Below are 24,038 nucleotides of genomic sequence, written 5' to 3' on the forward strand. Positions count from 1 at the left end.
AGTAGGTTGGTAAAAATTCAGGGATAGAACGCCAGCAGCCGGTACCCAGCCACGCGCGCACCGCCTGTGGTCACGATCACCGATACCGAAGTGCTCCATTCGCCACGCGCCGGCAGCTCCGCCGGTGCGGCCATGTCGTTCGGCAGCAGCACCCGGCGCAGCACAGGCTGGTCCTGGGCATCGGTCAAGGTCAACTCCACCGCAGGCATGGCCAATGGAATGTCCGCTTTGCTCTTCATGGTCAGCGCCAACTGGTAACTGTCGCCACGGGCTTTGTTGAACGAAGAGCTGTCGATGACCACATCGGCAATCTGGCGCTGGGGAGCCACCTCGCACTGCAAAGGCTCACACAACTTGAGTAGCCACGGCCTTGCACGCGGGTCCGTGGCTGCAATGCGGTCACGCTCCTGGACGGCGACCTGCAGCAACAGGCCCACCACCAAGACCAGCAATACAAGCACCAGCACGGCCCGCACCACAGGCTTGCGCCAGAAAGCCTTGCGCCGCGCAGCAACCACAAAACTGACCTCAGGCCCGGCCTCATCCCCCGCATCTTCGCCCTGTTCATCTCCCTCAGCCTGGCGAGGCCCGGGTTGGCGAACGCGGGCCTGCAACACCGCAGCCGGAGAATCATCGGCAACCAGCTCCAACGCAGCCGGTATCTCATCCACCACGGGCCGCTGCACAAAATCCACCGATGGCAGGGACTCAGGTACTGCCCCCGGAGTCGCAGGCACTACCGGTGGGGCATCGTGATGGTCAGCGCTCGGCAAGCCAGAGGAAAGCGCCTCTTCAGGGTGCTCCAGCGCGGGCGCTGCTGCCAAAGCGTGCCCGGTCGCCCCGACCAGTGCCTCACTGACCCCGGCCAAGGAACCTTCGACTCCGACCTCCCCGGAGGTCATCAGGTCGTCAACCCCCATGGAGTCATGCGGATCGGCAGCAGGAAGCTCGTACCCACCCCGCGCGACGTCCGCAGCCCCGGCCACATCGGCATCAGCCGCGATGGTGGGCAACGCCACCTCCTCAGCAGCCGCTCCCGCAGCAGCATCCAGCACCGGCCTTGCCAAAACCTCTTCCATAGTCTGTACATCGACTGTCGGCCCCGAAAGCGATGGACTGGAAGAATGTAGGCTGGAATCAACCGCCTCTGCCACCCACGGCGTGGGGACGGACCGCCACGAAAACGGCGCAGTCGGCGCGAGGCTCAAGGCATCTGCACCGGAAGCCGTCGCGCCTGCGGCCAGGAACGCAGGCACCGTGGGCGCAGGAATATCCAGCACAGGCATTGCTGGTGCCAGGGGTGCCACAGCCGTGGGCAGTGAAGTGCCTGCGTGATGCCCCCCGGCATCTGCATGCTTCGTGGGATGCACAGCATGAGCAGCCATCGGAGCCGCCTGAGCGCCCCTCCCCAACGCCGGGGACGAAGGCGGCGCGGCCCCGCCCCCCCAAGCACGCTCCGCATCGCTCTTTCGAGCGGCGGGCGCCGGCGGCGGCCGCACATCTGTCAGGGACACATCGGGCAAAAGGGCCGCCGGGGCCACTGGCAGCAAATGCGCAGAGGCATCAAACACCTCCTTGCATTGGCCACACCGCACCCATCCTTCCGAGATGCGCAATTGGTCTGCCACCACCTTGAAGGAGGTGGCGCAAGACGGGCAGCGAGTGATCTGGCTCATCAGCGTTGGATTGTAGGGGCCGCGCCACCTCGGCCCAGGCGGAACACGCGCAGGCTCAGCGCTGGGCAGTCATCAGTATCCAGCCGTCTTCGGCATCCGCCACTTCCAGGCGCACCCATGGTGCATAAGCTTCCTTCAGCTCTTCAGCCTGGCGCTCCAAGATGCCCGCAAGCACCAAATGCCCTCCCGGCGCCACATGGGCACACAGCAAAGGCGCCAGCACCCGCAAGGGTGTCGCGAGGATGTTGGCCAGCACCGTCTGGTACTCGCCCCGCGCCTTGTCGGGCAGTCCGGCACTCAGCTGCACGCCGTTGGCTTGCGCGTTCTGTGCCGTGGATTCCACAGCGGCAGGATCGATGTCCACCGCGTCAATGTCCGTGGCGCCAAACTTGGCCGCACCAATGGCCAGGATGCCCGAGCCGCAGCCGTAGTCCAGCACCCGGCCCAGCGGGTTGTTGCCAGCCCCCGGCTGCACCGCCCCGTTGCGCGCAATCCAGCGCAGGCACATGCGCGTGGTAGGGTGCGTGCCCGTGCCAAAGGCCAGGCCCGGGTCCAGACGGATGCTGCGCACCGCCTGGGCAGGCAGTTCGTGCCAGGTGGGAACGATCCAGAAATCCGGCGTGATGTCCACCGGCGCAAACTGCGACTGCGTGAGCCGCACCCAGTCCTGCTCGGCCACTTGCGCCACGCCCAGCACCTGGCAGCCTACAAAGAAATCCTGCACCACCAGCAACTGCTGCGCTTCGCGCGCCGCCACTTCAGACGGGAACAACGCCACCACACGGCTGCGCTGCCAGCCATCCTTGGGCGGCGGCATGCCGGGCTCACCGAACAGCGCCTGCTCGGCGTCGGTCTGGGCATCGGCATCCTCCACCGACACGGAGAGCGCATCGAGCGCATCCAGCGCATCGCTGACTGGCTCGATACAGTCCTCAGGGCACATCAGACTCAGCTCAAACATAGACGCCTCTCAGAAAAATGAAATGCTGACCCCCGTTGCCAAGGGCCAGCATGTGAAACTGCCAGGAGCCGTCTTCAGCGCTTGTGCTGCGACAGCCACTCTTCCAGGTAGTGGATGTTGGTGCCACCAGCCATGAACTTCGCATCCACCATCAGCTCGCGGTGCAGCGGCACATTGGTGTTGATGCCTTCGATCACGGTCTCGGACAGCGCCGTGCGCATGCGGGCCAGCGCCTGTTCGCGCGTGTCGCCGTGCACGATGATCTTGCCGATCATCGAGTCGTAATTCGGCGGCACAAAGTAGTTGGTGTAGGCATGCGAATCGACACGCACACCCGGGCCGCCCGGTGGGTGCCAGGTCGTGATGCGCCCGGGCGAGGGGACAAACTTGTACGGGTCTTCCGCATTCACCCGGCATTCGATGGCATGACCACGAATCTCGATCTGGCGCTGCGTAAAGGGCAGCTTCTCGCCGGCCGCCACCATGATCTGCGTCTTCACGATGTCCACACCGGTGATCCATTCAGTCACCGGATGCTCCACCTGCACGCGGGTATTCATCTCGATGAAGTAGAACTCGCCGTTTTCGTACAGGAACTCAAAGGTGCCCGCACCCCGGTAGCCAATCTTCTTGCAGGCAGCCACGCAGCGCTCGCCAATCTTTTCGATCAGCTTGCGTGGGATGCCAGGGGCTGGTGCCTCTTCGATCACCTTCTGGTGGCGGCGCTGCATGGAGCAGTCGCGCTCGCCCAGGTAGACCGCGTTGCGGTGCTTGTCGGCCAGGATCTGGATTTCGATGTGACGGGGGTTCTGGAGGAACTTCTCCATGTACACCGCAGGATTTCCGAACGCAGCGCCTGCTTCGGCCTTGGTCATCTGCACGGCATTGACCAGTGCGGCCTCGGTATGCACCACGCGCATGCCACGGCCACCGCCGCCGCCTGCTGCCTTAATGATCACGGGGTAACCGATGGCCTTGGCGATGCGGCGGATCTGCACGGGGTCATCGGGCAACTCGCCCTCAGAGCCCGGCACGCAGGGCACGCCCGCGCGGATCATGGCCTGCTTGGCAGACACCTTGTCGCCCATGATGCGGATCGACTCGGGCGTGGGGCCGATGAACTGGAAGCCGCTCTTTTCCACGCGCTCGGCAAAGTCGGCGTTTTCGGACAGGAAGCCGTAACCGGGGTGGATGGCTTCAGCGTCGGTCACTTCGGCCGCCGAGATGATGGCCGGCATGTTGAGGTAGGACAGTGGCGAGGGTGCGGGGCCGATGCATACCGCCTCTTCGGCCAGCTTGACGTACTTGGCGTCGCGGTCGGCCTCGGAATAGACCATCACGGCCTTGATCCCAAGTTCGCTGCAGGCGCGCTGGATACGAAGGGCAATCTCCCCTCGGTTTGCGACCAGGATTTTCTTGAACATGGGCGCCTTATTCGATGATGAACAGCGGCTGACCGTACTCCACGGCCTGGCCGTTCTCACCCAGGATGCGGGTCACGGTACCCGACTTGTCCGCCTCGATCTCATTGAGGATCTTCATGGCTTCGATGATGCAAATCGTCTCGCCTTCCTTCACCTGGCTGCCGACTTCGACAAATGCCTTGGCGCCGGGGCTAGACGAACGGTAGAAGGTGCCAACCATGGGCGACTTGACGACATGGCCTGCGGGCACCGCTGGCGGAGCGGGCAGTTCTGCCACAGGGGCCGCAGCTGCAGGCGCAGGCGCCGCCGGGGCCGGCATGGGGGCCGGGACATACTGCTGAACCACGGCGCCACCGCTCTTGACGATGCGGACTTTGCCCTCGGCCTCCGTGATTTCGAGTTCGGACACATTCGACTCTGACACGAGATCGATGAGGGTTTTGAGTTTTCGCAGATCCATGGAAGCTCCAACGGCTATAAAACTGAATAGGGCGCGAATTTACTCCAATTTCACCCTATCGCAGTCTTCCACATGCATTTTCCATGAACTTCGTCATGGAAAATAGACGGCCGGAGCCCTCCAGAATCACTGCGGCGATCCAAAATCTGCCGTCACATGCATCACCGCAAAGGGGCCCACAGCTGCAGATCCTGTGGGGTCACCTGCCCCATTTTACGGTGCAGCACCCGCCCCGCCCCGCCCAGCACCACGGTAAAGGGCAGCCCACCCGTCAAGTTACCCAGCGAACGCCCCAGATCCGTCCCTCCCAAACCCGCCAGCCCCACGGGAAACTCCAGAGGAAGCCGCGCCAGGAATTTGCGCACCGCCGAGGGCTGGTCAATCGCCAAACCCAGCACTTGCCAGCCTTTGGCAGCATGTTCGCGATAGAAAGCGTTCAGCATGGGCAACTCTTCCACACAGGGTGGACACCAGGTGGCCCAGAAGTTGAGCAGCAGCGGCTTGCCAGAGAAAGACTTCAACGCGACCACGCCGCCCTCCGGCTTTTCAAATTCCATGCCCCACAGCGCCTGCTCCGCCCCTGCCTCCATGGCGTGCGGCTGAAACTTCCACCATGCCAAGCCGGCCCCTCCCACGGCAGCAGCCCCGGCCACACCGGCATACAGCAGGCGGCGGCGAGTGGGCGAGGAAACCTGAGGTAGCACATTCGGTGATGCAGGCGCGGATTCAGGCAAATCGGAGGGGGTCGTCTTCGTCATGGGGCACTGGTTTCCTGGAGCAGGCGGCGCACGGCCGTCATGTCACCGCGCGGGACGCGGCCTTTGGCATCGGGCTTCAAGGCACCCCGCAGGTCATCAAGGTCGTAAATCAGCAAATGCACTCCGATCATCTCATTGAGCTCCGGCGACTTGCTGCCCAGGCTCAAGGCCTCGACCGATTCGCCATGAAAACCCGTCACCGTACGGGGCTCATAGTCCACATGGTGGTCGATCAGCGCGATCTCCGCAGATTTGGGGTCATCGCAAAACAACTGCAAGTAAATATCCGACAGGCGCGTGGCAGTACCGTGCCAGACCGCCCCCGCCAGGTGTGGACGAAACGCCGCCATACGCTCCATCCAGACCAGTGCCAGCTGGCGCAGCGCCCGCAACTCGCGCGGCTGCGTGTCGGCGCAGAAGATCTCGATGTACTCCCGCACCGCCGCTTCCACCAGATCGTTGTCGGGCAGCGGGGTCCGGGCAGGCAGCCCCATCTGGCGCAGGGCCCGGCGCTTGGCGGGCCCCCATTCCAGCCCTTCCTCAACCACCAGGCGTGCCGTGGTGTGGGCGATTTCTTCGCTCAAAGGTGTGTGCATGAAAGTGGAAGACAGCGGAGGAGTCCGCATTGTGCGCGCGATCCATGACGGGCCGCCTGCGCCCCGCACAAGGCCCGCAGACACCCCAGAAACGAAACCACCCAAGATGCTATGCATTTTGTAGCTCACAGGGCATACACAGTGCGCGCAGAAGGGCTTTTTTGCCAAGATTTTCCCGCATCGCAGCGGCTTTAGAATCAGCGCCCATGCACATACACATACTAGGGATCTGCGGCACATTCATGGGAGGCCTTGCAGCGCTGGCCCGCGAGGCAGGCCACAAGGTGACCGGTTGCGACGCCGGCGTCTACCCCCCGATGAGCGACCAGCTCCGGGCACTGGGCATCGACCTGATCGAAGGTTTTGGTGCGGACCAGATAGCGCTCCAGCCCGATATGTTTGTGATCGGCAACGTGGTCAGCCGCGCCCGGCTGCCCGACGGCACCCCCAAGTTCCCTCTGATGGAAGCAATCCTCGACGCTGGCCTGCCCTACACCAGCGGCCCCCAGTGGCTGGCCGAACATGTGCTGCAGGGGCGCCATGTGCTGGCCGTGGCCGGCACGCACGGCAAGACCACCACGACCTCGATGCTGGCCTGGATCCTGGAAAACGCGGGCCAGCAGCCCGGCTTCCTGATTGGGGGTGTGCCACTGAACTTCGGCCTGTCTGCCCGGCTGGGCGCGGCACAGCGCCCCGTACCAGCGTCCACCCCACTGGGTGCGACGCCGCTGTTTGTGATCGAGGCGGACGAGTACGACACCGCCTTCTTCGACAAGCGCAGCAAGTTCGTGCACTACCGGCCCCGCACCGCCGTGCTCAACAACCTCGAATTCGACCACGCCGACATCTTTGACGACCTGGCCGCCATTGAGCGCCAGTTCCACCACCTCGTACGCACGGTCCCCCCGTCAGGCCGCGTCGTGACCAACGGGTTGGAGGAAAGCCTGGCACGGGTGCTGCACACCGGATGCTGGAGCGAAGTGACCAGCTTTGGCGCGGCGGTGAGCGACTTTTACGCCGTAGGCGATCCCCAGGCATTTGACGTCATGCACCAGGGCCGCCGCGTGGCCCGCGTGGAATGGTCGCTCACCGGGGTGCACAACCAGCTCAACGCGCTGGCTGCCATCACGGCTGCCCACCATGTAGGAGTTCCCCCCGAGCAAGCAGCCAGCGCCCTCGCCACCTTCCAGAACGTCAAACGGCGCATGGAACTGCGTGGCACCGTGGGTGGCGTGGCCGTGTACGACGACTTTGCACACCACCCGACGGCGCTGCGCACCACCCTGGACGGCCTGCGCCGCAGCCTGGGCAGCAGCGCGCGGATCCTGGCCGTGTTCGAGCCCCGCAGCAACACCATGAAACTGGGCGCCATGAAGAGCCAGCTGCCCTGGGCCCTGGAGCCCGCCGATCTCGCGTTCTGCCACACGGCAGGGCTGGACTGGGATGCCGCCAAGGCGCTCGCTCCCCTCGGTGTAGGCCCAGGCCAGCGCGCGCAAACCGCAGCCGACATCGACACCCTGGTGGCCCAGGTGGCGCAGTCCGCCCGGCCGGGGGATCATGTGGTGTGCATGAGCAATGGCGGGTTTGGGGGCATCCACGCCAAGTTGCTGCAGGCTTTGGCGACAGTGCGCTGACACCCGTCACTGCAGCACGGGCTACAACGACAGCAGCAACTACCCGCGCGCTTAAAGCCGCCTCTGGCACCGCATTCCTGCGCAGGCGCTATTTGCGTGGAGCGGGCACAGCCCCTGGCTGATCACCTGCAGGCAACGGCCGGGCACGCTGCCTGGGGGTAACATCCACGCCGACTTTGGCTTGCTCCACCGTCACCATGGGAGGCAAATCCCCTGCACACAACTCGGCGGCCTGATTGGAGCCGTCCGTGCCGCGACCTGCCTCGGCCAGCGAAGGCATATCGGGGCGCGACACCTCCAGCGCTGTCATCAATTTGCCCATGGACGCCAGCGCACGCGCCTGCGCGATGACTTGGTTGTAACGGGCATTGATGAAAGCCCGGCTGGCCTGGAAGTACTCGTTCTGGGTGTCCAGAATATCGAGCAGGGTCCGTTGGCCAATGTCGAATTGCTGGCGATACGCCTCACGGGATTTTTCAGACGACAACCGGTGCTGATCAAGGAATGCCAGTTGCTCAGTCAATCGCTGAGATTCGGAGTAAGAACTTGCAAGGTTCTGCCGCAAATCACGGCAAGCCTTTTCCTGCAGATCCAACGCTTGGCTGTTAGTCTCCACCGCCTTGAGTTCGCGGGCTTCGTCCGCACCGCCCCGATACAGGTTGTAGCTCAACACCACGCCTATCGAAGTGTCGCGCGAACGCCCCCTCTCACCTAGCAGGTTGTGGTCCCAAGTTTGACTGGCGCGAAAATCCACCCGCGGGACATAGGCGGCCTTCCGTGCAGCAATACCGGCCTCGCTGGCCCGCACGTTCTCAATGGCTGCACTTAACGCCGGACTGTTGCTCAACCCCAGGCTCATGGCTTCCGGCAAGGAGGGTGGCAACCCTTTGAGCTTTATGCCCTCGGCCAACGTGGGAAGGTTTGCAGCAGGCATCTCCCCCACCACTCGCTGGTAGCGGGCTGTCACGTCATACAGGTTGGCAAGCTCCGTCAGCAAATTGGACTCCGCCAAAGCCAACCTGCCCACGGCCTGCTCCAGATCCACGCGTCGGCCGACCCCCGCGCCCGCCCGCTCGTCAATCTGACTCGTCGTCACCTTGTGTTCGGCGTAGTTGAGCTTTGCCTGCTCCACTAGCTCTCGGTACCGAATCACATCAACATAGGCACGCAAAGCCTCCAGGGTGGCTGTTTCCGACGCTTCAACCAATTCGTAGTACCGCACCAGCTTGGCGTGGCCCAAACGTTGCACCTCGTTGCGCGTGAAGAACCCATCAAACAACATCTGGTTCAGGGTCAGTGCTGCACTGCCATAGGAATACCATCCGGTCTCCCCGGAGGGGCGCCGGTTGTTCTGCCGGCCCGCACCAGCCAACGCATCCAGTTGGGGCAAGTACCCCGCACGCGCCTCACCACGTTCCGCATCCGCGATTCTGAAACCGCGCCATCGCGCCTGCACCTCGGGATTGGTCACCACCGTCTTGCGCGCTGCCTCCACCAAGGGCAGCGGCAGCACTTGCGCCGAAGCTCCTGTGGCAACGAGGACTGCTGAACCGACCAGCGTTAGGACGTATCGCATGGGGCCTCCAGATGTATCTGTTAGTGAGAAAAATCACTATAGGCAGCGGTGTTTTCGCACGCAAACAATTTGTGTGCGAAATCATCATTTCCTTGCAAAATGAACTGAGGCGGGGGTGTTTTGATAGCAACAAACTGCAACTCAAGGCCATGTCTATCAAAGAAAACTATCGTTTTTTTCTCGCGTGGTTACGCCGGGGAAGAATTGTTTTCTTTTGCCTGCTCGCTCTGCAATGGGCGATCGCGGAACCAGACATGGACAAGATGCAGAACCTGGCCTCGCAGCGCTATGGGGCAAAGGCTGCAGATACGGTGAGCGCCTGGCGCAAGATGCTGGACGAAGGGCGAAAACTCGAAGAGTCTGAAAAACTGGCTCTTGTGAACACCTTTTTCAATCGCCGGGTACTGTTTGAGAACGACATCGTCGTCTGGCAGCAGAACGACTACTGGGCCACCCCGTTGGAAACCATGGGACGCGGTGCAGGCGACTGCGAAGATTTTGCGATTGCCAAGTACACCAGCCTGTTGCTGATGGGCGTGCCCAATGACAAGCTACGCATGATCTATGTGCGAGCCCGTATCGGTGGAGCCGGAAGCACCCGCAGCGAGGCCCACATGGTGCTTGGCTACTACGCCGTGCCGACAGAAGAGCCCATGATTCTCGACAACCTGATAGGCAACATCCGTCCGGCCACGTCCAGAACAGACCTCGCGCCCGTTTTCAGCTTCAACAACAGTGGCCTGTGGGTAGCAGGAACGACCGCCCCTGCAGCCGATCCGACAGCGCGGCTGTCCCGCTGGCGCGATGTACTGGAACGCATGCGCCAGGACGGGCTGTGATGCTCCAGACTACTTACGAGAGGCTTCACCATGTCACTCACTAAACAACTCTGGATTGCCATCGCACTTGTGATGACGCTGGCGTTTGGCTGCAGCATGGTGGTCAGTGTGTTGTCCGCGCGGCACTACCTCCAGCAGCAACTGCAGGTCAAAAACATTGACAACGCCAACTCTCTGGCACTGTCTTTGTCACAACTCGACAAGGACCCCGTCACCGTGGAATTGCAAGTAGCCGCGCAGTTTGATGCGGGCCATTACCGCTTCATTCGCATTGTGTCGCCCACTGGAGCAACGCTGGTGGAAAAGACTTTCAAAGGAGAGCAAACAGCCGCGCCCTCATGGTTCGTCAATCTGATTCCGATTCGCGCAGAACCCGGACGCGCGCAGATCAACGATGGCTGGAGCCAGTACGGCACGCTGAGCTTGGCCAGTCATGACCAGTACGTCTACAAAAGCCTGTGGGAGGGCACCCTGGAGTTGCTGATGTGGTTTGTCTTTGGCAGCGTAGTCACTGGATTGGCCGGCACACAAGTCATCCGTTACATCACGCGGCCTCTAGAAGACGTAGTGAGCCAAGCCGAAGCCATCGCACAAAGGCACTTTCTCACAATTGAAGAGCCAAGCACCCCCGAACTGCGCAGCGTTGTCCGGGCCATGAATGACATGGTCGCAAGGATCAAAGCCATGCTGACTGAGGAGGCCGCCCGACTGGAAACTCTGCGCAGGAAAGTCAACCGGGATGCCGTTACCGGGTTGTCCAGTCGCGAGTACTTTTTGTCGCACCTGAACGAGATACTGACAGGTGAACATTTCGCGAAAACGGGCAGCTTCGTGCTGGTACGCATCGCGGACCTCAATACGCTCAACGTGCAGCTGGGCCACGCCCGCACCGATGATCTGCTCAAGGGCCTGGGCTCCGTTTTGTACGACAGCGGGAACGACAGACCCGGTCAGCGCGCCGGGCGCATCAAGGGTGGCGAGTTTGCCGTGGTTTGCCCCACCCAGGCCTCTGCCAGCGACGCGGCCACCGACATTCACCAACGCCTGACCACCGGGTGGTTGCCCTATTGGATAGGCGAAGCCCCTGACCTTTTCCATGTGGCCGGCGTACGCTATCAACGAGGGCAGGATATGAGCGACCTTTTGCGCCGGGCAGATGAAGCCATGGCCCGCGCGCAAGCCCAAGGCCCCAACAATTGGTACGCCAACGAAGAGGGCCACGAGCACGCGGTGCTGCCTACAGATCAATGGCGAACTTTATTGACCGAGGCCGTCAGTGGCGGCCGACTGTCGTTGGTGTTTTATCCCGTCGTAGGTGGTGACGGGGTGGTTGCCTTGCATGATGAAGGAGTCATCCGCCTTCAGACCGATGATGCAGGTCCTCCTTGGCAAGCGGGGGATTTCATGCCCATGGCTGCACATCTGAATCTCACCGTGCCCATTGACCTCAAGGTCGTACGGTTGGCCATCGAGCACCTGCGTACGGGCTCTGGCGATATCGCAGTGAACTTGTCGGCAGACACGATTGCAGACTTCCAGTTTCGCAACGATCTGACGCAAATGCTCATGACCTATCCCGACGTCTGCCAACGCTTGTTGTTCGAAGTGCCCGAGTACGGCGTCTTTCGCCATTTTGAGGCCTTCCGGGACCTGGCCCATACCCTCAAGCAGCTGGGATGCAGGGTCGGGATCGAGTACTTCGGGCAGCGTTTTGCAGAGGGCAACAAACTCGCCGACCTTGGGCTTGACTACATAAAGATCCATCCCAGCTACGTTCGAGGTATTGCAAACACCCCGGGCAACCAGGAGTTCCTGCAGGGACTGTGCAACATGGCACATACGCTGGGCATCACGGTCATCGCCACCGGCGTGGAATCCCGCACCGACCTACCGCTTCTGACACAACTGGGATTTGACGGAGCCACGGGCCCAGGGCTCAGTGCCTGACACAACCGCAATGGCCACGTCTCCCGAATTCCAGCTCCAGGTCGTCCAGGTGCTTCCTGGGCCTAGCCTCGCGGCGTGGCATGACTGCCTGCGCGTCGTTCTGACCCATGAGCACGCCCCCCCCCAAACGACACCCGAGATACTTTGGGAGCGCCTGAAAGGCTACCCCCACAACCATCTAACGCCACGCCCCCTGATCATTGAATTCGGATCGACAGACCCCGGCCATGTTTTTGCAACATTCGCCATGGCTTTGCTCAGGGCTGCGCGCCATGTTGCCAGCCGACACCGCATCACACCACTTTCAGAGTCCGCCACTGAGGTCACTCTCGAAATCATGACCCCAGAGTCCGCCAAAGCCCTGGCGCAAATGGCGCTGGCTTTGACCCGCGTTGCCTTCAATGCGGGCGGAGCTGCCCCATGGGGAGATCCCTTGTGGATGACGTTGTGTGACCTGCGCCCGCGCACCAGCCACTACCACGCCCAAGACAGGTTGCTGACCGCAAGGCAAATGGGTTTGCACTGCGAAGTCGGAGGGGGGCTTCACCGCGCCCACTACCGCGTGGGCCAAGGCCCAAGCTCCCAACTGATGGCCAACGCCTACAGCGCGAACACCAGCCATCTGGGCAAAGACCTCGCCGGTGACAAGATCCGCGCACGCACTGCGTTGGTCCGAGCAGGCCTCCCGGTTCCCGCACAACAGCGGGTCACCTCTTCGGCCGAGGCCGCCCAAGCGGCAATCAAGCTGGGGTTCCCTGTCGTGCTCAAGCCCTCGGGCTCACGCGCCAGCCAAGGCGTCTTCACGATGCTGCGCACAGTCACCATCGTGGAAGAGGTGTACCAAGCGCTGGCAGATCTATATCCCGAGATCATTGTGGAGAAACAGGTCATTGGCGAAGACTACCGACTGCTTGTGATCGGAGGGCGCTGCGTCGCAGCAGCCCAACGCCTGCACCCCTGCGTGACCGGAGACGGCATATGCACGGTGGCCGAGCTGGTGGAAGCGTCCAACCGGTCGCATGGAAGGGATGGCATCTTCATTGCCCCCATTGCATTTGACACCGAGGTCCTGCAAACCCTGTCAGACCAAAACTTGGGGCCAGACAGCACACCTCCTGCCGGAACAGTGGTGGTGCTGCGCCGCGCTGCGTGCCCGTCTTCTCTCGCACGGGATGTCTCTGGAGATATCCATCCTTCTGTAAAGCACCTGGCAGAACAAGCCGCTGCGGCAGTTCAGCTCGATTTCGCTGGCGTCGATCTCGTTTCGGCGAACATAACACGCCCGTGGACAGAAGTAGAAACCGCCATAGTTGAAGTCAACGCCGGTCCTGGGCTCGATATCAACCGTTTTCCCGATCTCGGCACCCCCCGTCCCGTCGCGCGCCACATACTGCGTTCGGCCGTTTCCGCCGGACAGTCCAGCAACATTCCCGTGGTGTGCGTGGTAGGTCGCTACGGCAAGCAACTCTGCGCGGACATGTTGTCCAACATGCTGCGCATGACTGGCGTTGAAGCCCGCGTAGCAGACAACCTGCGCGACCCATTTCCTGCCCCTCTGCCATCGCACCATGGGGCTGTACGCGCCTGGGTCGGTGGGTGGCTGAGCCGCACAGAGATCGATGCACTGGTGCTGCCGTTGCCCTGGAGTGCATTAGCGCGGGAAGGCATGCCTGTGCAACAGCACTCTGTGGCGATTCTTGTGGACGAAGAAGGGGACTTTCGCGCTCTGGAAAAGGAGCTGATGCTGCCCGGCATCCAGGCCAAGCTCTACCGCATGGTGTGCGACACAGCCAACAATGGCGTAGTGTTTGACGCCACGTCCTTGGCACTGCGGGCCGCAACGGCACATATGCCGCCCCATACCACCGTCGCGTGCCTGCCAGCACCAGCGCTCTACGCCGAATCCGGCTGGCTGAGACAACATCGCCTCCACGGTGGCGAGGCCGTCCTCACGGTCACAAATGCGGCGGGCGCTGCGTCCTTCTACCTAGCGCCCGCGACTGGTGATTGGCAACTGCTGCTGACTATCCCCCCATCAGCTCAGCAGTCAACACCCCCAGTCGGCAAGACGCAGACGATCGCGTACGCCCTGGCAGCCATGAGACTGCTGGGATGCGACTTGCCGACCCTGCAATCACTCGCGCTGCTGTGCGCTCCGCAGGTTGACCCTACCGCTTTGCCAAAGATCACGCCCTGGACTCTGAAGGTCCCCACCTCGGCCACCGAGGCAGGGAGCCATCTGCTGCGCCTGCTTGCCCCCGCACCGACCACCTGCCTGCAGGTGTTTTGCCAAGACTCCGAGCCCATGCGCAAGATGTTGGCCCAGTGGTCTGCCCTGCTCGCGCCTTATCGCCACACATGGTGCATCCAGCCTTCCGAAGAAGCCTTGAGTGACAGCATCAGCACACGGGATCAGCTGGTCGCACAAGGCTGGGATCCAGCCCTTGTGCAGATGGCGTCCACTCCACCCGACAACGCTCCATCAAGTACGAAATCACTGCAACTGCGCATCACAGACCATCTGGATAGCCCATTGCTGCTGGGGCTCTGCAAGACTTCTGCCGAAAAAGCATACGTGGCTGATGATGCCTGGACGGCCGAAACACTGGCGGTCGTCGCTGGCGCGACCTGGATTGGAAAAGGATATCCCCGGCATTGGGATCCCTCTCGCATTGCCATTGAGGGTGAATCTCCCGAAGGGCAATTGGTGATCGTTGAAGGTGTAGCAAACAGCCTTGCAGCCATCCAGCACATCGAGCACCGCACCCGAGAAGCATTCTTACAAGGAGCTCAGGCTGTCATGAGCGCCGTCATGCCACCCGAGCTGCCACGATGGATGCCTTTTCTCCTGAGCGAGGATCCAACGCATAGCTTGTACCAGCTTGCGAAATCCGCACGCGCACGCAGCAACCGATCGGTGACCGTCCTGCTCGGCGGAGGGAGCAGACCTTTCCCGCCTATCGCAGCGCTGGTGAACCAATCGCAGATGGACCTGGATTGCGTCTTTCAAACACCCAGCACCACAGAATACGCGCATCGCACGGCGCTAGCGCTTGCCAGACTTTCGACCATAGGTAGTGGTGCGCCTGGCGGCATCCTGCTGCCTACCATGTGGCGAATCGATGAGATCACCCTGGCTCAACCCAATCATTGTGTTGTGCTGGCAGACGACTTTCGTACGCTAGACCGGCTTGCTGCCGTGCTTCATCTGCTGCGCGCCGCGAGTATCACCATCGTGGGCCTGAATCCCTCGCAACACGATGCGTGCAAGGACCTCGTAAATAACAGCCACCCCGAGCCCCAGAAGCTGCGCTTCGCGCCGACGATGGCAGACCTGCTGCACACATGGGCACCAACATGACTTACTCACCCGAAGTCTTCGAGGCGCCTCACGCCCGCATGCCCAGCTTTGAGCCAGGGCCGGCGGAGCATCTATTTGGAGAGCTTCTGCTGGAAGACCTTCAAAGGCCTGAAGGAAAATTCTCCAGGGCGCTAGAGACCTTCACCAGCACCTGTTTTCCTCAAGAGGGCGTCCGCGTTGCTGTTGTCTTGTATGCCCCAGGACAACCACGATTGCTGGTCAGCCGCGAAGGAGGAGGGAAAAAAGGCCTGGAGCGTGCGCTTCAGCGGCTCGTCAAGCACCCAAGGTATTCAGCCTTGGCAGGCCACAAAAAAGTGCGCTTGCAACTCGATTTTGTTGCTGATCCCCCCACCCCCATGGATCTGGGCAAAGTGGGCATGACGCTTCGAGGGGACCGGCACTTTGAAGTGGGTCTAGAAGGCATTGAGTTGCGCACAAACGCCGGAAAACGCCACCTCTTCCTGCCGGGGGATGCGTTCGTCTACTCGATCATGTCACTGCAGCAGTTGCGTGCGCATCTGCGTTCAAGTTTTGGGTCTGAGACCGTTGCGCAGGCACACTGTGCCCGCTTCCACTCGGAGAGCTACTTATGGATCGACGGCCACTTTCACCGCCTCTACCGGGGGATGCCCCTGATAGGTCCACTCACGCGGGAGAAACTGTCCGAGGCTCTCATGCTCGCTGTGGACCATGTACTGCGTGAACAGAACCTCGACGGAACCTACCTTTACTACTACGACGCGGCGACCGACAGCCGACGCGACCATGAGCACCCCACGCGCGACCCGGAAACCAACCCGTACTACAACATCCTGCGACATAGCGGAGGAGCGCTCAACTGCCTCTACAGCGACCAACTGCGAGGAGAACGCCGCAGCTACGACAGTGCTCGTCGCGCTATCGAGTTCCTGATTGCACAGGCCAGGACATACGCCACTGATACCGGAGAAGCCGCCTACATCTACAGCGAGCGCAAGGCCAAGCTGGGCGGCACCGGCTTAGGTCTCTACCTGTTGGCAGAGTACGAAATCACTACCGGAGACACACGCTACCACCCTTGGGCACAAAGGCTGGCCCGGCATCTGATCCAACAGATCACCGCAAGCGGCGAGTTCATTTACTACAACATCTATCTCGACGAAAACATCGACGAAAGGCGAAACGCAAACTACTTTTCGTTCTACTACCCCGGCGAGGCCATTTGCGGCCTTGCTCGCTACTTGCACCTGATCGGTGAGACTGAGCGGACGCCCTACTTCAACCATCTGCATCGGGCCCTGCACTACCTTATCAACATCCGCCCCACAGAGAGGGCGGACCAATACACGAATGTTCCATCAGATGCGTGGCTGATGATGGGCATCAAAGAGTTGTGGGACTTTCCCGCAATGCGCAAGGCAGACTACTTCAACTTTGTCGTATCAGATGCGCGCCAGATGGTGGCTCAGATGTACAAGGTAGATACAGCCCCCTACCCAGATTACGCCGGCGGGTTCTACTATCGATTCGGCGACTATCCGTACTCCGATGGCGCCCGAATGGAGGGCTTGATGGGCGCCTACCAGTTGGCCCTGAAAGCTGGACAAATGGACATAGCACAGGAAATATGGCCCGCACTGTGCTTAGGCGCTTGGGCCACCTTGCATCTTGTCAACACCCCAGCCGCCGTCTACTCGGCGCGCAACCCGGCGCGCAGCCTTGGAGGGATCCGTTTCAAGTACACAAGGCAATGGTTTCGCATCGACACCATTCAGCATGTCGCATCGTTCTATGCGCGTCTACTAGGCCATTGGCCTGGTCCAGAAGCCTGACAAATACGCCACAGAATCGAAGCGCCCACCTGGCACCACAACGTCACCCCTATGCTTCAATCATTGGGCCCCTGGCAATACCGGATTGAGGACCGCCTGGGCGGAGGTGGCCTTGCGCAAACCTATCGCTGCATACACCCAGACCTCCCGGGAAAATTTGCCATCAAGATCCTGAAGAATCCCACGCACGTCAACACCCTATTGAGAGAAGTGCGTGCCTTGATTGCACTCGACGGGTTTGCAGGGGTTCCAGCCTTGATAGACCATGGGCGCGACCAACGTGGGCAACTGTGCATGGTCACGACCCTCATGCCAGGAGTCCGGCTGGACTACCATGTGCGCCGCACCGGCCCGCTCTCAAGTGCAGATACGCTGGGCATCGTCCAGCAGCTGCTGGACATCCTTCAACACGCCCACTCCAAAGGACTTCTACACAAGGACATCAAGCACTCCAACATTCTTTTGGAGGGCCATCGTGTATCGTTGATTGACTGGGGGGCCAGCGAGTTCACCCATGAGCTTCCCAGCGAAACACTGCGCGCAAAATCCAGCTACATGGCCCCCGAATGCTATTTTGGCCAACATGGACCTGGCAGCGACTTTTACTCGCTGGGCTGGCTGGCCGTGTATCTAGCCACCGGACGCGAGCCATTCCACTGCAGCGAAGTCAAAGACAAGCACTACTGGGCCGTCGCCCACCTTCTGGAGCAACCACGGTGGCCCCGCGACTTGCCACGGGAAGTCAGCGCTGTGGCACTGCAATGGCTCGCCCACAGCCCTTCACTGCGCAATATTGCATACGATCTAACCCAGTTGAAGAAAACATGCTCCTCTATCGCGGTCAACGCGGAAAGAGAAACCATCGAATTCGAGGCCATCGTCGGCCAAGACTATTTGCTACTGGGCGCCGAGCACGGAGCCACAACTTTTCAATGTGAGTTGGCTAATCGTTTGCTCGACACCGGGCAACCAGAGGCCGCTTTGGCTTGGCTTGAAGCTGCGGCAAAACAAGGATACCCCAGGGCGCAACGCTTGCTGGCCAAGGCACTCCCCGACGATGCAGAACATGCCTGCCGAAAACACCAGCTACTGCAATCCGCAGCAGAAGCTGGCAGCCCCGCAGCTCATTACCGACTCGCCAAAGCCATGTTGCGACAGGGTGCTTCCTGCTCGCCGGGATCACCTACACGAAAGCAATTGGAATTTGCAGCATCCACGGGCCAAGCGGGTGCGCTCGTACTCTTGGCGCGCCACCTCCCTCCTTTGTCCTGCAGACTGGCCTTGGAACTGGCAGCAGAGAGTGGTCACCCAGCCGCGATCAAGGCACTGCAAAAACAGGATCAATGTAAAAAGACACCAGACATCCATTGATGTCTATGGCCCATCACCAACTGCTGTGCACAGCTCCCTCAGCGTGGCTTTTCCAATGCGGGCGCTTCAGTAGCCTGGACAAGAAGTCGCTCAAACTCTTGAAGTTCTTCGGAACGAGGTGCAGCGCAAGCTCTTGCGATAGCGCTCCGCAAGCCCTGGGCCATGTATGGAACGTTAGCCACATTGCGCTGCTCGTCTTCTGGCCAATCAGCCGGGTTCAGCCCGCGCACCTTGGTGACTGTTGCTTGCACCTCGCCAAGTGCCTCCAAGGTTGCCTTTACCAAAGGGGCGCCGCAAGGCTTCGCAAAGGGTTTAAGCACAGGTTTGCAAGCAGGCTCGCAAAGCCGCATAAGTCGGCTCCACATAAGGTGCGCACCATAGGACTCTCGGACAAGCAGCTGCCACTCGCTCACATTTTTTGGCAACGCAGTTTCGGCTCCGGAGACTCCCTCCATGGCGTTTTCCAAGGAACGCGCCAACCCCTCTAGGAACCAAGAATTCTTGAAAAAAGTGTACCCATACTGGTACGCATGGAAGAGTTCGTGCGCCGGAGTCAGGTTGGGAGGCTCCCAATGAGCGCCTATGGTCAACGTGAGCGCTCGCCCCTCTTGCTCGCCAAACTTGCGGTACCGATACTGAATGGCCGCATCGCCAGCACTACCATTTCCACGAGCCAACTGAAGGACGTGTACATCAATGCGTCGAATCTGGCCTTGGTATCTCGGCATTTTCAACGGAGACTGCAGGCCAAGCTCTTGCTCAAAAAAGAGAGCTGCCGCCGCCAACTGGGCCTGCAGCAGAGACACTTTGTATGCATCAAAAGCATCTCTCCCATACCGCGTGAAATACACATTCACCGAACCTTCTGTGACTCTCTGATCCAGTGCCTCCCTCGGTGCTCGCCAGTCCGAGAATGCATTTGAGCAGCACAGGACGGCAAGCCCGGCTGTCCAGCCAAATCGGGAGCGCCAGCCCATCGTCATATCCAATCCGCGTTTGGCATCGGCACTCGCGCTGCAGCAGCGGAATGCGCCTTCAAACGCTTCACCCAGTCGGACAGCCGCGTCCCCGCTGAGCTCTTCACCAACACCAGATCATTGCCCCGCAATTGACGGAACACCCACTCGCCCACCTGCTCCACAGTATCGAAATGAAAAACCTTGCAATCAGGAGGCCACGCCTCCAGCGCCAAGTCCTGCATGAGCGCTCCAACAAGAATGATCAACGTGGCATCGGTCGCGAGAATAGGCTCTTTCAGCGCCAGGTGCATCGACGCTTCGTTTTCACCCAGTTCCAACATGTCACCCAAAACAAGTACCAATCGGCTCGAACCAGTCCTCGCGACGGCCGCCAGCGCAGCGTGCATGGACAAGGGATTCGCGTTGTAGGACTCATCCACCAATTCCAATTTGCATCCGCCATCCCAAGCCAGAGTGTGGCGCTCACCGCGTCCAGGCAAAGGAAGGAATCGGCTCAGCGACGCGGCTACACGCTTCACATCCCGACCCACAACCCCAGCGACCGCCAGCACGGCCATGGCATTCAGGACCATGTGCTCCCCTTGTGCCGAAAGACGTACTTCAACTCGCTCACCAAAAGCAAAAACTTGCGCAAGCCCCAGCTCAAAGGCGTCTAGCCTCACATCGCACTCAGGGTGCTTCCCATAAGTGACCACTCTCAGATTCCGCCTCAACGCAGCCTTATGCACAATCTGCCACTCGTTCATATCGCGGTTGAGAACGGCAACACTCCCCGGCAACATGCCGCCAAACATCAGTGATTTCTTGCGCGCGATCTCTGCTACCGAGTGGTGATACTTGAGATGCGCCGGCCCCACATTCGTAAATACGGCAACGTCCGGCCTGACCAGGCGGGTGTTAAGAGCCATATCGCCTACAGCCATCTCCATCACGACATAGTCCGCATCGACAGGCAGAGAAGCCAAATTCCACGCGATACCGTGAGGAAGATTGGCACTCTCGCGTGCCATGCCGACTTTTCCAAAGTCGGCCAGTGCATGCGCCAGCATAGCCACCGTGGTGGTTTTCCCAGCACTACCTGTAACCCCCACAAAACATGCCTTCATCTGCTCACGTGCCGCCTTGCCCATAGCCAGCAACGCTGCAGACTCATCCTCTACCGCAAGCACGGGAACATCCACCAACGCACCCGATTGCAGCGCCGCAATGTGGCCCGGGTCCACGCAAACGATCGCAGCAGGGGCCAGCGGCAGCGCTGCCAGCAGCGACTCGGGCATGCCGCCCTTGCAACCCGGCCTCCTGACAAAAACCACATCGCATTCCCGCATGGCGGGAGGCCAGGTGCAGGCGCCTCCCGCTCCAGAAAACTCCGCGCCGGGCGGGCGCCACCATGTGCCACCAGTCACCGCTGCAATACTTTGCGCAGTCCATCGCATCGGTCCGCGCTTTTGCGAGGATCCAAAAAAAACACGGTAGTAGGCCACTAGCCCCGAGAGGTAGTGCTCCACATCGTCAATCCGAACCCTGAAGCCATGGTGCCGGATAAAAAAACTCCGACAAATCTTGTGCGGCTCCCGAAAGAACATGGCCCACTCGGGCCAGAAGAAACCATTGAGCAAGTATTTGGCGCGGAAATGCAAGGCTCGCTCAAACTTGGACTCATCAATCATCGCCAGCAAGTATCGAAGCTCTGGAAGAGCGCGCAACCGTTCAATCATCGCTCGGGTTGCCATCATGAGTTCCAGCAGCGTAGGAAATGTGGTTTCACGCTCCAGCACGAAATCGAGATGGTCCAACACATTACGCAGGCCAAAGATGAAGTAGCTCTCTCGCGGCGAGTACCGCGTCAACTCCTCTGTGCAGTAGGCCAGCCAATGGTCGTGGTTGCGCCAGTGCTCAGCGGCTACAAAGTGCTCAAAGGCTCTTTCCACGGCATTGAGCCAGCGCAGCTCATGGGTATGCGCATACAGGCGCATCAATGCAAATGCGGCCTCGCCATCGTAGTAAACAATGCGAAACGCTTGTTTGACAGAAAGATCTTCCGCACTCAAAACATGGACAAACTGCCCAGTTCGCTGGTTCTGCATCGCCAGCATGCCGGCCCCCAGTTGCTCCATCAATGGGGCGTCTTCATTGCTTCCCGTCACCTCGGCAAAGCGCACCAAGGCCAGCAGCGCGACCGCACTGCCGCCCAACTTGATCTCCCCACCTTCGTCTACCAGGTACGCTATAGAGTCGCCATCTGGTTGCGCATAGACCCGAACAAGTGCACTTCGCATGTAGCTCAACGCGCGTTCGATCGCCCGTAACAAGGTATCGGACCGCAACAAAGCCCAAGCGTCCACCATGGAGAACAGCGTGCTGGCGTGACGCAACGCGTTGTAGCTCTCAATTCGCCGACCGAAGCACGGGAAGAATCCGTAAACGAACCGGCCATCATCTCCAACCTGATGGGCTAGATGGTCCGCCCCACCAGCCACCACATCGAGTAGGGCAGCCCCATTCCAGGCAGTGAATTCTCGCCGCCCCGCATCTACCCCAACACCACCAATCAGCGGATAACTTGATTGGCCGTCTGCAAACCAGCTACGGGTTTCAAAGATCCACACCGGTTGCCCGTCGTCAAAGCAGACCCCTTCCAGTCCATAACGGGTTTTTGCATGCAGAAGGAAGTTACCCTCGTTGAGTACTGCATGAGGAGTTTCACCCCGCGGGTAGAACATTGCATGTGCATTGACCTCCATCTCCAGAAACGCGTTTTCGAAGCGCTCATCCAGGGAGATTCCGTACCGAAAATAGTTGCGCTTGGTGGATGCAAGCCGCTGTTTGAGTTCGCCCCACGTCAAACACCACACATGCCACGGCACATCTATGCGCAACCACAACGGGCCCTCGCATACTTCACCACTATCCGCTATGGGCAACGCCATGCATTGAGCCCTCCCGTTTTCCCAGGCTTCATCGAACGCCTCGCCTTTTGCGCTCAGAATCTTGGCGCGCTTCGTCGAATCGCACACAGAAAAGAAAAGAATCAATGGCGTATCGCCAGGACGGGACTCCAGGCACTCCTGACGCACGGAATCATGCAAAGTATCCAGCGCATTTGCCATCAAAGCCATGGGCAAAGACCTCCGTTTGGGTACCTCAGACCAGACACCAAGTCACAGCAAACACACGCGCCCAGAAAGCACATTGCCAGATTGCCCAGATGACCGCCTGACGCAAGCACACAGCATAGCCATTGGTGCGCACAAAAAAAAGCACCGCCTTTCACGGCGGTGCTCAAGAACCCATGCGCGGTTCAGTTCACATGGGCTTGTCACCTTGGGTCATCTCTTGAGCAATCTGATTTACCAAATCAGCGCCGGGATCGCTTCCTACATCCATGGATTGCCCCCCGCCTCCGTCGGACGGAGCTGCTCCACCACCTGAGCCTCCCGAGCTACCCGGCACACCGGCAACTTCCTCCTCGTCTGGCAGAAGGTCTTCAGATGCAATGGGCTCGCTGCTCGACGAATCTTCTGTGGGCGGTGACGCCTCATTCGACGCAACTGGTGGCACACCAAGCCCGTCCTCCTCTTCACCCAGGAGGTCAAGAGACTCTGGGGTGACATCTGATCCGGGGGGAGAGTCACCCTTGTCGGATGGCACATCTTCCTCGTCGTCACCTGCACCACCCGTGCGAGCCGCAAAAGACATGGCTTGAGGAGGCTCTTCGTCGCTGTCGGCGTCGTTGTCCGAGTCAGCGTCATCGTCGCTGTCGGCATCGTTGTCCGAGTCGGCGTCATTGTCGCTGTCAGCATCGTTGTCCGAGTCAGCGTCGTTATCCGAGTCAGCATCGTTGTCCGAGTCAGCGTCATCGTCGCTGTCGGCATCGTTGTCCGAATCGGCGTCGTTGTCCGAGTCAGCGTCATCGTCGCTGTCGGCGTCGTTGTCCGAATCGGCGTCGTTGTCCGAATCGGCGTCGTTGTCAGAGTCAGCATCGTTGTCCGAGTCGGCATCATTGTCGCTGTCGGCGTCGTTGTCGCTGTCGGCGTCGTTGTCCGAGTCGGCGTCATTGTCCGAGTCGGCGTCATTGTCCGAGTCAGCGTCATCGTCGCTGTCGGCATCGTTGTCCGAGTCGGCGTCATTGTCGCTGTCGGCGTCGTTGTCCGAGTCAGCGTCGTTATCCGAGTCAGCGTCGTTATCCGAGTCAGCATCGTTGTCCGAGTCGGCATCATTGTCGCTGTCAGCGTCGTTGTCCGAGTCGGCATCATTGTCGCTGTCAGCGTCGTTGTCCGAGTCAGCATCGTTGTCCGAATCGGCGTCGTTGTCGCTGTCGGCGTCGTTGTCCGAGTCAGCGTCATCGTCACTGTCGGCGTCGTTGTCCGAATCAGCGTCGTTGTCGCTGTCGGCGTCATTGTCGCTGTCAGCGTCGTTATCCGAGTCAGCATCGTTGTCCGAGTCAGCGTCATCGTCGCTGTCGGCGTCGTTATCCGAATCGGCGTCATCGTCACTGTCGGAATCCGAATCGCTATCACTGTCTGCATCTGCATCTGCATCTGCATCTGCATCTGCATCGGCATCTGCATCTGCATCTGCATCTGCATCTGCATCTGCATCTGCATCGGCATCGGCATCGGCATCGGCATCGGCATCGGCATC

The 24,038-nt window shown here is 60.4% G+C and carries 15 protein-coding genes and 2 pseudogenes; 6 read left to right on the forward strand and 11 right to left on the reverse strand.

The genetic code is table 11. From position 1 onward, the window contains the following. Positions 1-17: 17 nt before the first annotated feature. The 7 genes and pseudogenes from CBY09_RS24190 to CBY09_RS20830 all read right to left on the reverse strand — a co-directional run bounded on the left by CBY09_RS24190 (position 18) and on the right by CBY09_RS20830 (position 5,875). Positions 18-1,079 (reverse strand): DUF3426 domain-containing protein, encoded by a 1,062-nt coding sequence (locus tag CBY09_RS24190; protein WP_240515804.1) that lies wholly within the window; start codon positions 1,077-1,079, stop codon positions 18-20. Between the two features lie 531 nt (positions 1,080-1,610). After that, positions 1,611-1,676: pseudogene (locus CBY09_RS24320) on the reverse strand (MJ0042-type zinc finger domain-containing protein); the annotation flags it as partial. A gap of 55 nt (positions 1,677-1,731) precedes the next feature. Then, on the reverse strand, positions 1,732-2,637 hold the full coding sequence (gene prmA, locus CBY09_RS20810) for a 50S ribosomal protein L11 methyltransferase (protein WP_094291465.1): 906 nt from the start codon (positions 2,635-2,637) through the stop codon (positions 1,732-1,734). A 74-nt stretch (positions 2,638-2,711) separates the two neighbouring features. Continuing rightward, a complete protein-coding gene (gene accC / locus CBY09_RS20815) occupies positions 2,712-4,061 on the reverse strand; it encodes an acetyl-CoA carboxylase biotin carboxylase subunit (RefSeq protein WP_094291466.1) in 1,350 nt (449 codons plus the stop codon). 7 nt (positions 4,062-4,068) lie between these two features. After that, positions 4,069-4,521 carry an acetyl-CoA carboxylase biotin carboxyl carrier protein gene (gene accB, locus CBY09_RS20820; protein ID WP_094291467.1) on the reverse strand — a complete coding sequence of 151 codons (453 nt, stop codon included), beginning with the start codon at positions 4,519-4,521 and terminating at the stop codon, positions 4,069-4,071. A 161-nt stretch (positions 4,522-4,682) separates the two neighbouring features. Continuing rightward, entirely contained in the window at positions 4,683-5,279 is a 597-nt protein-coding gene (locus CBY09_RS20825) for a TlpA family protein disulfide reductase (RefSeq protein ID WP_094291468.1), read from the reverse strand. Continuing rightward, positions 5,276-5,875 carry a hypothetical protein gene (locus CBY09_RS20830; protein WP_094291469.1) on the reverse strand — a complete coding sequence of 200 codons (600 nt, stop codon included), beginning with the start codon at positions 5,873-5,875 and terminating at the stop codon, positions 5,276-5,278. The genes CBY09_RS20825 and CBY09_RS20830 overlap by 4 nt, the downstream gene beginning before the upstream one ends. A 206-nt stretch (positions 5,876-6,081) precedes the next feature. Here CBY09_RS20830 and mpl point away from each other — a divergent pair, with 206 nt between their 5' ends. Further along, the gene (gene mpl, locus CBY09_RS20835; RefSeq protein WP_094291470.1) at positions 6,082-7,509 is read left to right on the forward strand and encodes a UDP-N-acetylmuramate:L-alanyl-gamma-D-glutamyl-meso-diaminopimelate ligase; all 1,428 of its coding nucleotides are present in this window, start codon (positions 6,082-6,084) and stop codon (positions 7,507-7,509) included. 88 nt (positions 7,510-7,597) lie between these two features. Here the strand turns inward: mpl and CBY09_RS20840 are convergent, their stop codons facing one another. Further along, positions 7,598-9,085, reverse strand: coding sequence for a TolC family outer membrane protein (locus tag CBY09_RS20840; RefSeq protein ID WP_094291471.1), 1,488 nt, complete (start codon positions 9,083-9,085; stop codon positions 7,598-7,600). An 11-nt stretch (positions 9,086-9,096) separates the two neighbouring features. Between CBY09_RS20840 and CBY09_RS20845 the strand changes: the two genes are divergently transcribed. From CBY09_RS20845 to CBY09_RS20865, 5 genes are read left to right on the forward strand one after another with little or no spacing between them, the layout of a single operon-like run. Beyond that, entirely contained in the window at positions 9,097-9,924 is an 828-nt protein-coding gene (locus tag CBY09_RS20845; RefSeq protein ID WP_240515802.1) for a transglutaminase-like cysteine peptidase, read from the forward strand. A gap of 30 nt (positions 9,925-9,954) precedes the next feature. Beyond that, positions 9,955-11,871, forward strand: a complete 1,917-nt coding sequence (locus CBY09_RS20850) for an EAL domain-containing protein (RefSeq protein ID WP_094291472.1) — start codon at positions 9,955-9,957, stop codon at positions 11,869-11,871. 10 nt (positions 11,872-11,881) lie between these two features. Continuing rightward, on the forward strand, positions 11,882-15,232 hold the full coding sequence (locus CBY09_RS20855) for a hypothetical protein (protein ID WP_133066319.1): 3,351 nt from the start codon (positions 11,882-11,884) through the stop codon (positions 15,230-15,232). Next, positions 15,229-17,043: a hypothetical protein gene (locus CBY09_RS20860; protein WP_133066320.1), complete on the forward strand. Its 1,815-nt coding sequence runs from the start codon at positions 15,229-15,231 to the stop codon at positions 17,041-17,043. Before CBY09_RS20855 ends, CBY09_RS20860 begins: the two co-directional genes overlap by 4 nt. A 51-nt stretch (positions 17,044-17,094) precedes the next feature. Then, on the forward strand, positions 17,095-18,414 hold the full coding sequence (locus tag CBY09_RS20865; RefSeq protein WP_094291475.1) for a serine/threonine protein kinase: 1,320 nt from the start codon (positions 17,095-17,097) through the stop codon (positions 18,412-18,414). A 38-nt stretch (positions 18,415-18,452) separates the two neighbouring features. Here the strand turns inward: CBY09_RS20865 and CBY09_RS20870 are convergent, their stop codons facing one another. From CBY09_RS20870 to CBY09_RS20880, 3 genes and pseudogenes are all read right to left on the reverse strand, one after another. After that, the gene (locus CBY09_RS20870; protein WP_133066321.1) at positions 18,453-19,397 is read right to left on the reverse strand and encodes a hypothetical protein; all 945 of its coding nucleotides are present in this window, start codon (positions 19,395-19,397) and stop codon (positions 18,453-18,455) included. Further along, positions 19,394-22,513: a UDP-N-acetylmuramoyl-tripeptide--D-alanyl-D-alanine ligase gene (locus tag CBY09_RS20875; protein WP_094291477.1), complete on the reverse strand. Its 3,120-nt coding sequence runs from the start codon at positions 22,511-22,513 to the stop codon at positions 19,394-19,396. The genes CBY09_RS20870 and CBY09_RS20875 overlap by 4 nt, the downstream gene beginning before the upstream one ends. Positions 22,514-22,700: 187 nt before the next feature. Beyond that, positions 22,701-24,038 (reverse strand): annotated as a pseudogene (locus CBY09_RS20880) (hypothetical protein); the annotation flags it as partial.

It is taken from the genome of Acidovorax kalamii (assembly GCF_002245625.1).
Lineage (GTDB): Bacteria > Pseudomonadota > Gammaproteobacteria > Burkholderiales > Burkholderiaceae_C > Acidovorax > Acidovorax kalamii.